Annotated in this window: 1 protein-coding gene; it reads right to left on the reverse strand. The window is 69.9% G+C overall.

The features are described 5' to 3' along the window. On the reverse strand, positions 1 to 864 hold an 864-nt coding region (locus D7Y13_RS41815; RefSeq protein ID WP_147452661.1), incomplete at both ends, for an AMP-binding protein.

Consider the following 864-nt stretch of genomic DNA (forward strand, 5'->3'; position numbering starts at 1 on the left):
GCCACGAGGCGCTGGTCTCCGGGCACGTCCTCGCGCACGATGACGACCGTCTCGCGGACGTCGGGGTGCGTGCTGAGCGAGGACTCGATTTCGCCCAGCTCGATGCGGAAGCCCCGCAGCTTCACCTGGTGGTCGATGCGGCCCAGGTACTCCAAGTCTCCGGAAGGCAACCGCCGCGCCAGGTCTCCCGCGCGGTAGAGTTTGCGACCCGGCACGGGGCCGAAGCGGTCGTCCACGAAGCGCGCGGCCGTGAGCTCGGGCCGGCGCAGGTAGCCTCGGGCCACGCCCGCGCCGCCCACGTGGATTTCGCCCGGTACACCGAGGGGCACCGGCTGTCCCGCCGCGTCCAGCAGGTACAGCTGGAGGTCGGCAATGGGCTGACCGATGACGCTGGAGCCGGGACGTTCCAAATCCACGAGCCCCACCGGACGCCACGTGACATGCACCGTGGTCTCGGTGATGCCGTACATGTTCACGAGCTGGGGCCGAGCGTCGCCATGGCGCTCGAACCAAGGGCGCAGCGACGCGAGGTCCAGCGCCTCACCGCCGAAGATGACGTAGCGCAGCGCCAGGGTGAGGGCTTCGCCCTGGGACGCGGCCTGCTGCTCGGCGTGGAGGAGCTGGCGGAAGGCGGTGGGCGTCTGGTTGAGAACGGTGACGCCCTCGTCGGCCAGCAGGCGCAGGAAGGCCTGCGGCGAGCGGCTGACGAAGTACGGCACCACCACCAGCCGGCCGCCGTACAGCAATGCGCCCCACAGCTCCCAGACGGAGAAGTCGAACGCGTACGAGTGGAACAGCGTCCACACGTCCTTGGGCCCGAAGTGGAACTTCGCGTCCGTCGCGCTGAAGAGCCGCGTGACGTGG

Origin of the sequence: Corallococcus praedator (genome assembly GCF_003612125.1) — a bacterium.
In the GTDB taxonomy this organism is placed as follows: domain Bacteria; phylum Myxococcota; class Myxococcia; order Myxococcales; family Myxococcaceae; genus Corallococcus; species Corallococcus praedator.